The 9,207-nt window shown below is 73.3% G+C and carries 9 protein-coding genes; 5 read left to right on the plus strand and 4 right to left on the minus strand.

Features of this window, described 5'->3' with window-relative positions; genetic code table 11:
- The 3 genes from ACWEN3_RS33850 to ACWEN3_RS33860 form a co-directional block, all read right to left on the minus strand.
- A partial coding sequence (locus ACWEN3_RS33850) for a glycosyltransferase (protein WP_452978723.1) occupies positions 1–903 on the minus strand: 903 nt, incomplete at its 3' end.
- A gap of 186 nt (positions 904–1,089) precedes the next feature.
- Positions 1,090–2,508, minus strand: a complete 1,419-nt coding sequence (locus ACWEN3_RS33855; protein WP_452978726.1) for a HEAT repeat domain-containing protein — start codon at positions 2,506–2,508, stop codon at positions 1,090–1,092.
- 299 nt (positions 2,509–2,807) lie between these two features.
- Positions 2,808–3,200, minus strand: a complete 393-nt coding sequence (locus tag ACWEN3_RS33860; RefSeq protein WP_452978728.1) for an ankyrin repeat domain-containing protein — start codon at positions 3,198–3,200, stop codon at positions 2,808–2,810.
- Positions 3,201–3,464: 264 nt separating this feature from the next.
- On the opposite strand from ACWEN3_RS33860, the gene ACWEN3_RS33865 reads away from it, so the two are divergent.
- Positions 3,465–3,659, plus strand: coding sequence for a hypothetical protein (locus tag ACWEN3_RS33865; protein WP_452978731.1), 195 nt, complete (start codon positions 3,465–3,467; stop codon positions 3,657–3,659).
- Positions 3,660–3,705: 46 nt separating this feature from the next.
- Positions 3,706–5,328, plus strand: coding sequence for a hypothetical protein (locus tag ACWEN3_RS33870; protein WP_452978734.1), 1,623 nt, complete (start codon positions 3,706–3,708; stop codon positions 5,326–5,328).
- A gap of 91 nt (positions 5,329–5,419) precedes the next feature.
- On the opposite strand, the gene ACWEN3_RS33875 is transcribed toward ACWEN3_RS33870, so the two are convergent.
- On the minus strand, positions 5,420–6,928 hold the full coding sequence (locus ACWEN3_RS33875) for an SCO1417 family MocR-like transcription factor (RefSeq protein WP_452978737.1): 1,509 nt from the start codon (positions 6,926–6,928) through the stop codon (positions 5,420–5,422).
- A 102-nt stretch (positions 6,929–7,030) separates the two neighbouring features.
- On the opposite strand from ACWEN3_RS33875, the gene yczE reads away from it, so the two are divergent.
- The 3 genes from yczE to ACWEN3_RS33890 all read left to right on the plus strand — a co-directional run.
- Positions 7,031–7,684 carry a membrane protein YczE gene (gene yczE / locus ACWEN3_RS33880; RefSeq protein WP_452978740.1) on the plus strand — a complete coding sequence of 218 codons (654 nt, stop codon included), beginning with the start codon at positions 7,031–7,033 and terminating at the stop codon, positions 7,682–7,684.
- Positions 7,681–8,448, plus strand: a complete 768-nt coding sequence (locus ACWEN3_RS33885; protein WP_452978743.1) for a glycerophosphodiester phosphodiesterase — start codon at positions 7,681–7,683, stop codon at positions 8,446–8,448. Before yczE ends, ACWEN3_RS33885 begins: the two co-directional genes overlap by 4 nt.
- Positions 8,449–8,505: 57 nt before the next feature.
- Positions 8,506–9,207, plus strand: a 702-nt coding sequence (locus tag ACWEN3_RS33890) for an MFS transporter (RefSeq protein WP_452978746.1), incomplete at its 3' end; no start/stop codon positions are given.

Raw genomic sequence — 9,207 nt, forward strand, 5'->3', positions numbered from 1 at the left:
GAGCGGGCCGCCGGCGGCGGGCGCGACGACCGGGACTCCGCTGGCCATGGCCTCCTGGACGGTCTGGCAGAAGGTCTCGAAGGGGCCGGTGTGCGCGAACAGGTCCAGCGAGGCGAAGATCCGGGCGAGTTCGTCGCCGGTGCGCCGGCCCAGGAGGACGGCGCCGGGCAGGGCCTCGGTCAGGTGGTCCTGGCTGGGCCCGTCGCCGACGACCACGACCTTGACGCCCGCGAGGCCGCAGACGCCGGCGAGGAGTTCGACGTGCTTCTCGGGGGCGAGCCGGCCGACGTAGCCGACGATCAGCTCGCCGTTCGGGGCGAGTTCGCGGCGCAGCGTCTCGTCACGGTGTTCTGGCCGGAAACGTACGGTGTCCACGCCGCGCTGCCACAGTCGTACCCGGGGCACTCCGTGCGCCTCCAGGTCGTGCAGGGCCGCGCTGGAGGGGGCCAGGGTGCGGTCGGCGGCGGCGTGCACGGAGCGGATCCGGCGCCAGGCGGCCGCCTCTCCGGCGCCCATGTAGGTACGGGCGTATCCGGCGAGATCGGTCTGGTAGACGGCGACGGCGGGGAGGCCGAGGCGGGCGGCGGCCGCCATGCCGCGCACGCCGAGGACGAAGGGGCTGGCGAGATGGACCACGTCGGGACGGTGCGCGACCAGGGCAGCGGCGAGGCGCCGACTGGGGAGGGCGACGCGCACCTGGGGGTAGCCGGGCAGCGGGAGGGAGGGAATCCGCACGACCGGGCACGGGGCGTCCGTGTCCGGCCCGCTGCCGGGAGCGGGGGCGGGGGCGACGACGAGCGGATGGTGACCGCGATCTACGAGGTGCCGGGCGGTCTGGAGCGCGCAGTGGGCCACGCCGTTCACATCGGGGGGAAAGGATTCGGTCACGATGACGACACGCATAGGGGTGTTGTCGCCGCGCCGAACGTGGCCGCGTCAACTTCGATCTTTCCGCCCGGGGAACGTCCCGTGAGCGTTGGGTCGCGCACCCACGCAGGTCAGACGGCGGTCACGGCCGCCTGACCTGCGGGTCACCCGATGTTCACACGGCGGGTGGTGGCCCGCCCGGGCCGTGTGGGAAGTGCCGGGTCAGCCGGTGGTGAGGTCCGGTCCGAAGCGGCTGCGTACCGCTGTCTGCACCTCGTCCTCCTCGGCCGGATCGGCGGCGAGGCGGCGGAGCCGCTCCACGACGCGGGCGTCGCCGGTCTCGGCGTGCCGGGCGGCGATCTCCCGGGTGGTCTCCTCGCAGTCCCACAGGCACTCGACGGCGAAGCCCGCGGCGAAGGAGGGGTCGGTGGCGGCCAGGGCGCGGGCGGCGCGGCCGCGCAGGTGGGAGGAGGCCGTCTCCCGGTAGATGTGGCGCAGCACGGGGGCCGCGCAGGCGATGCCGAGGCGTCCGGCGCCGTCGGCCAGCGTCCACAGGGAGGGGGCGTCGGGGCCCTCGCCCCGTACCGTCTCGCGCAGGGCGCCGAGGACGAGACCGCTGTCCTGCGTGCCGCCGCGGCAGGCGAGCATGCGTCCGGCGGCGGCACCGAGCGCGTCGGGACGCTGGGCCCAGCCGCGCGCGCGGTCCACGGCGGCGATGCTGCGCATCCGTTCGAAGGCGTCGACGGCGGCCTCCACGACGACCGTCGTGCCGTCGGCGACCGCGGCCTCGATCAGGTCCAGGGCGTCGCGGTCGTTGCTGTCGGCGAGGTAGCGCAGTGCGGTGCACCGGGCTCCGTCGATGCCGTTCCTGGCCGCCCGCAGGATCTCCGGCCGGTCCTCGGGGCCGGCCACGGCGACCAGGCAGCGGGCGGCGGGGACGTGGAGGGCTGCGCCGCGGTCCATGCCCTGCTGGGCCCATTCGAAGACGGCGCTCACGCTCCACCCCGGGCGGGGGCCGGTCGGGCGCATCTGGCGTTGCCAGCGGTCGAAACAGCCGGCCTCCTGGGCGGCACGCACGCGCGTGGCGATCGATTCGCGCGGGTCCTCGGCCCACAGCCGCCAGGGCCGCGGCTCGAAGGCGTCGCGCACGGCGACGGCCAGCTCGGCCTCGCCCTCGGGGTCGGCGGGGAAACGGGCCAGGACCGGCGCGGCGAGGGCGCGCAGGCCCGCGTCGTCGTCCCTCAGGGCCAGCTCGTCCAGCGCCCAGGCCCAGTTGGAGCCCTGGGCGGCGTACCTGCGCAGCAGTTCGAGCGCGTCGCGCCGGCCGTAGGAGGCGAGGTGCCCGAGCACGGCCAGGGCCAGGCCGGTGCGGGACTCCTCGGTGTCGAGCAGGTCCTCGGGGTCGAAGAGGTGTGCCTCGACCGCGTCCAGCTCGCCGTTCAGGTCGAGATAGAGCCGGGCGTAGTACAGGGAGCGGTTCTCCACCTGCCAGTCGTGGCGGGGATCGCGCAGCACACAGTGGTTCAGGGCCGCAAGCGCTTCGGCGCGGGGGGCGGTGAGCGCGTGCAGCGTGCCGTCGCCGCGGCCCCGCTGGAGCAGGCCGAGCAGCGTACCGCTGGGCGCTATGACCGGATCGAACATGGGAAACAGCCTCACATCAAGCGTCGACGCAACCGGGGAACACGCACTACCTGGCCGCGTGACACAACGTCGGAGCGCCCGCCGTCTCTTGCTTGCTGTAGACCATCTCTCTCTGCCTCTCGTCGGTGGCCCATGCGGACCGATCACGGTCCGCGCGGTGCGGCAACACCTGCCCAGCCATCGCGTCCGTGAATCACGTCGTCATGATGACCCGCGGTGTGTGCTGCCGCGACCGTATTTCCGGCGGCCCTGTACCGCCTCCCCCGTTTTCCGTGTCGTAGCCGTTCAGGACGTTCGCGTCAGTTGACGCCGAACAGTTCCAGAAGTTCCGTCTTGCCGAACATGAGGGCCGTGTCGACGGCCGACGGCGTCCCCTCGGCGGGGTCGGCCCCGCCCTCCAGGAGGACCTTGATCACGTCCGTCTCGCCCTTGAAGACGGCACCCGCGAGCGGGGTCTGGCCTCGGTCGTTGACCCGGTTCGCCTCCGCGCCACGGGCGAGCAGCTCCCGGACCGCGCCGGCGTGGCCGTGGTAGGCGGCGAGCATCACCAGGGAGTCACCACGGTCGTTGGTGAGGTTGGCCGGAACACCCGCGTCGACGTACGCCACGAGCGCCTCGGTCTGCCCCTGCCGGGCCAGATCGAAGATCTTGGTCGCCAGCTCCACGACCTCGGGGTCGGGGGCTTCACTCATCGGCCGGACCGCCTCTCATTACAACCGTTCAGGTGAATCGCAAGGGTACTGGCTCGCGCCTCACATGACCCGAAGTGCCCGAGGTAAAGATCACCACAGGCCCCGACTGACGCAAGTGCCCTGCTCAGGCAGCCTATGACCGACTCGGCCGACCGGGCGAAAAGCCACGAAATTCACCCGGTTGCACCTTTTATCGTATAGATACATGCTGTGATCCTGGAAGTACTGATGGTGACTGTCCCCCTCGACACCAGGAGGCCCCCAATGATCCTCTCCATGTCAGGCGTCGTCCTGCTCGGCACCGTCGTGTTCCTCTTCTTCCGCAAGGACGGCCTCAAGGGCTCGCACGCGTGCGTCTCGACCCTCTTCGGCTTCTACCTGTCGAGCACGGCCATCGCCCCGAGTATCAAGGCCGGTGGAGAGAGCCTGGCGAGTCTCCTAGGCGGCATCAAGTTCTGACGCCGGCACCTCACGTCCCGCCCGTACGCACCAACAGGAGACAGCAGTGGCCCGGCGCCCTCTCCCCCGCATTCTGAGCAAAGACAGCGTGCAGATCGCCCGGACGCAGATCGCCCGGAGCCGGGAGCTGGCCCGGACGGCGGCCGACAGCGCCACCGACGTCCTCCACCCGCTGATCACCGTCTCGCGCGGACTGCGCCTGCTGGCCTCGGCCGGGCGGCGCAAGTGGGCCGACACCCCCAAGGACAGGCGCGGGCCACTGCTCTTCCTGGTGGCCTCCCTGATGCTGGTCGTGGCGCTGGTGCCGTACGGGCCGCTGCTCGCCGTGGTCACCGTGATGGCGGCGGCGGCCTGGCAGGGCCGCGACCGCACCCCGTCGACGCCCGAAGGGCCCGACGAGGCCCAGATCGAACGGCTCCAGGCCCTCCACGAGGCACTGGTGCCCTACTTCTCCAGGTCCGAGGACCCCGCGCCGCTGTACTCGCACGGCGGTGAGTGGGAGAAGACCTTCCCCGCACACGAGTTCGACGACACCGGACGGATCGGGCACCTCGTGATCCGCTACCCCGCCTACTTCCCCGACGGCGAGCCCGAGGCCCGCGCGCGGATCGAGCAGCTGCTCACCGCGAAGGCCGGGCGCAGCCGGGAGTACCACTTCGTGTGGGACGAGGCGGGCAACCAGCTCGCCGTGACCGCGCTCCCCCCGCTGCCCGCCGACATCACCGCCCAGCGCTTCGTCACCGCACCGGGCGAGACGGTCCTCGGCTTCACCGACCCGAGCGAGGTCCAGCGCACGCTCCCCCTCTCCTACGGGGAGGAACGGTGCGACGTCCCGCCGGTCGTCTGGCGCACCGGCATCCGCTCCACCGAACCGCACCTGCTCGCCATGGGCCACCCGGGCAGCGGCACCTCGACCCTGCTGCGCTCCATCGCCCTCCAAGCCCTCCAGTACGCCGACGTCCTGATCGTCGACGGCGGCGGCACCGGCGAGTACGCGTGCCTGACCGGCCGGGACGGCGTACTGGCCGTGGAGTGCGCCCTCCCCGGGGCGCTGGCGAGTCTGGAGTGGGCCGCGCAGGAGACCGAGCGGCGGCTCATCGCGATCAACCTGGCCCGGCAGGCGGGCGACCCGCCGCCCCAGGACACCCGGCGCCCGCTGTGGATCCTCGTGGACCGCCCGAGCGTCTTCGCGCACCTCGCGGCGACGGACGGCCGCAAGGACCCGCAGTCCCTGCTCCAGGTGCCGCTGCGGCACGGGCGCGCGGCGAACGTGACCGTGGTCGTGGCCGAGCAGTTCGACAGCGCGGAAGCGCTGAACGACGCGGTGCGGCAGCACACGCGCGCGCGTGTCGTGCTCGGGACCGCGGCGTCTCAGCAGGTCGCAGCCGTGCTGGGCGCTCCGCCGCACACGACGCCGCTGACCCAGGTGCCGCCCGGGCGCGGCTACGCCCGGCTGGGGTCCGGCGCCGTGCACCGGCTCCAGGTGCCGCGCACACCCGATCCGTACGACGACGCGACCAGCGATGTCGACCGGCAGGCCGTCCTGGCGTTGCTGCCGGTACGGAGCATGCCGGCGGATGCGGAGCCGGCGGAGCCGATCGACCTGACGAAGCCGGCGGTCGAGGCGGCACCGGTGGCCGCGGAGGCGCTGGCGGCCGAGAGCTCTTGAGGCACCGGGTGCCGTGGCCGAGCGGCCGGTGCGGGTCTCCCCGCCCCGACGAACTGGCTCCCTGCGGCCACGTGCGATCGCCGCGGGCCTCCTATGCCACGAACGTCCGCGGAGCCTCCGTCGCGCCCGTCGCCCCGGTCTCCACCAGGCGGGCCGCCGCGGCGAGCCGGGAGGCCGCCTCGTCCGCGACCGCTCCCCCGACGGTGAAGGGAAGACGGACGTAGCCCTCGAAGGCGCCGTCGACGCCGAAGCGGGGGCCGGAGGGGACGCGGACGCCGACGCGCTCGCCGGCCTCGGCGAGGCGGGAGCCGGAGAGGCCGCCGGCGCGGACCCAGAGGGTCAGGCCGCCCCGCGGGACCTCGAACTCCCAGTCCGGCAGCTCGCGGCGGAGGGCGGCCACCAGGGCGTCACGGTTCTCCCGGGCCTGGGCCCGGCGCAGGGCGACCGCCTGCGCCCAGCCGCCGGCGCTGAACAGCCAGTTGACGGCCAGCTGCTCCAGAACCGGCGTGCCGAGGTCGGCGTAGGCCCGGGCGGCGACGAGGCTGCGGATGACGTCGGGGGCGGCGCGGACCCAGCCGATGCGCATGCCGGCCCAGAACGCCTTGCTGGCCGAGCCGACCGTGATCACCGTGGAGCCGGCGGGATCGAAGGCGCACACCGGGCGCGGCATCCCGCCGGCCCCCAGTTCCTCGTCCAGCCACAGCTCGGTCATCGTCTCGTCGGCGACGAGCACCGTGCCCGCCGACCGGGCCGCGTCCACCAGCCGGCGGCGCTGGTCCTCGTCGGCCAGCGCGCCGGTGGGGTTGTGGAAGTCGGCGACCACGTAGGCGAGGCGCGGCGCGGCCTCCCGCAGGACCTGGCGCCAGCGGTCCATGTCCCAGCCGGACAGCCCCTCGGCCATCGCGACCGGCACCAGGCGGGCGCCCGCCTCCCGCATGAGCTGGAGGATGTTGGCGTAGGAGGGTGACTCCACGGCGATGCGCTCACCGCGGCCCGCGAAGAGGTGGCAGATGGCGTCGATGGCGCCCATCGCACCGGTCGTCACCATGATCTGCTCCGGCATGGTGGGGATCCCGCGCGCGGTGTAGCGCTCGGCGATCATCGAGCGCAGGGCGGGCAGTCCGGCGGGATAGTCGCCGTGCGTGTGGGCGTACGGCGGCAGTTCCTCCAGGGCGCCCTGGACCGCGCGGGTGAGCCACGGCTCGGGTGCGGGGAGGGACGCGCAGCCCAGGTCCATCACCGAGCCCAGGGACTCCGGGGGCAGCGGTTCCAGGCCCCGGGCGGGCAGCGGGTTGCCTGCGGGCACGGCGGTCCAGCTGCCGGCCCCGCGCCGGGACTCCAGGAAGCCCTCGCTGCGCAGCGCCTCGTAGGCGGCCGCGACCGTGGTCCGGCTGACGGAGAGGGCGAGGGCCAGTTCGCGTTCCGCGGGCAGGCGGGCGGCGACCGGGACACGCCCTTCGAGCACCAGCAGCCGGATGCCGTCGGCCAGCGCCCGGTAGGCGGGCGGGCGGCGGGTACCGGGGCCGGCCGGCCGCTCCTGCTGGGAGGTGAGGAGGCGGGCGAGCTGCGCGGCCCCCACCGCCGAGGTCCACTGCGCCATGAAGATCAGTCCACCTTCCCCGGATTGGCCATGGATGGCGTTTCATCCCAAGCCACAGAGTGACATGCGTCAGGCCACCGCCACCACCCAGGGGGGTATGTCGTGTCCACCCGAGGCCGTCTCGCACGACGGTTGATCCAGCTCTACAGCGGGCTCGCGCTCTACGGCGCGAGTTCCGCGCTGCTCGTGGCCTCGGGCCTGGGCCTGGAACCCTGGAACGTGCTGCACCAGGGGCTAGCGAAGCTGACCGGCCTGACCATCGGCGTGGTGTCGATCGTCGTGGGGGCGGCGGTGCTGCTGCTGTGGATCCCGCTGCGCCAGCGCCCCGGGCTCGGCACGGTCTCCAACGTCTTCGTCGTCGGCCTCGCCATGGACGGCACGCTCGCGCTCCTCCCGGACCCGCACAGCCTCCTCGTGCGCGTCCCGCTCCTGCTCGCCGGGATCGTGCTCAACGGCGTGGCCACGGGCCTCTACATCTCGGCGAGCTTCGGGCCGGGTCCGCGCGACGGGCTGATGACGGGGCTGCACCGGCGCACCGGCCGCTCGATCCGGCTGATGCGCACGACGATCGAGGTGGCGGTGGTGGTCACCGGGTTCGCGCTGGGCGGCACCATCGGGGTGGGCACCGTCCTGTACGCCGTGTCGATCGGCCCGCTGGCCCAGCTGTTCCTGCGGGTGTTCGCCCTCCCGCCGGCATCGGGGAGCAGCACGGTCGTTGCCGGAATGACACCCGGCCGAGCGATACTGCGTCCGTGACCACCGCGATACGCCACCCCTATCTCGACCACCCGGGCCCGATCGCCTTCGCCCACCGGGGCGGGGCCGCCGACGGCGTGGAGAACACCGTGGCCCAGTTCCGGCGCGCCGTCGAGCTGGGCTACCGGTACATCGAGACCGATGTGCACGCCACGGCGGACGGCCGGCTGGTCGCCTTCCACGACGCGACCCTGGACCGGGTCACCGACGGGGCGGGCCGGATCGCCGACCTGCCGTGGGACGAGGTCAGGCAGGCGCGCGTCGGCGGCCGGGAACCGGTGCCGCTGTTCGAGGAGCTGCTGGAGACCTTCCCCGGGGTCCGCTGGAACATCGACGTGAAGACCGAGCCCGCGCTGCGGCCGCTGCTGGAGCTGATCGAACGCACGAGCGCCTGGGACCGGATCTGCGTGGGCTCCTTCTCCGAGGCGCGCGTGCTGCGTGCCCAGCGGCTGGCCGGCCCCCGCCTCGCCACCTCGTTCGGCACGCGCGGGGTGCTGAACCTGCGGCTGCGTTCCTGGGGGCTGCCGGCCTCGGTGCGCCGGTCCGCCGTCGCCGCGCAGGTGCCCGAGGCCCAGTCCGGCGTCCCGGTGGTCGACCACCGCTTCGTCCGCGCGGCCCACGCGTACGGGCTGCAGGTGCACGTGTGGACGATCAACGAACCGGAGCGGATGCACCGGCTCCTGGACCTGGGTGTGGATGGCATCATGACCGATCACATCGACACGTTGCGCAAGGTCATGGAAGAGCGCGGCGTCTGGGTCTGAGCGCCCGGACGCACCGGCCCGAGCCTTCGCATATGAACGGGGAAAGCGAGGGCACGGGTGGGCATGGACACCGTGCGTACGGAGGCGGCGGACGAGACCGCCGACCTGAGGCGCGAGCAGCGCGGCTGGTACTTCTACGACTGGGCGTGCTCGGTCTATTCGACGAGCGTCCTCACGGTGTTCCTCGGGCCGTACCTGACCGCGGTCGCCGAGCACGCGGCGGACGCCGACGGCTATGTGCATCCGCTGGGCATCCCGGTCCGGGCGGGCTCCTTCTTCGCCTACTCGGTGTCGCTGTCGGTGATCCTGGCCGTGGTGGTGATGCCGCTCGTGGGCAGCGCGGCCGACCGCACGGGCCGCAAGAAGCCGTTGCTCGCGGCGGCGGCGTACACCGGGGCGGCCGCGACCACGGGCATGTTCTTCCTCGACGGCGACCGGTATCTGCTCGGCGGGGTGCTGCTCATCGTGGCCAACGCGGCGCAGTCCGTCGGGATGATGCTCTACAACTCCTATCTGCCGCAGATCGCCCCGCCCGAGGAGAGGGACGCGGTCTCCTCGCGGGGCTGGGCCTTCGGCTACGGGGCCGGCTCCTCGATGCTCGTGGTCAACCTGGTGCTGTACTCGGCGCACGCCTCCTTCGGCCTCTCCGAGACGGCCGCCGTGCGCATCTGCCTGGCCTCGGCGGGCCTGTGGTGGGGCGCCTTCACGCTCGTACCGCTGCGCCGGCTGCGCGACCGGCACGCGCGCGTGGAGCGCGCC

It is taken from the genome of Streptomyces sp. NPDC004561, from assembly GCF_053602155.1.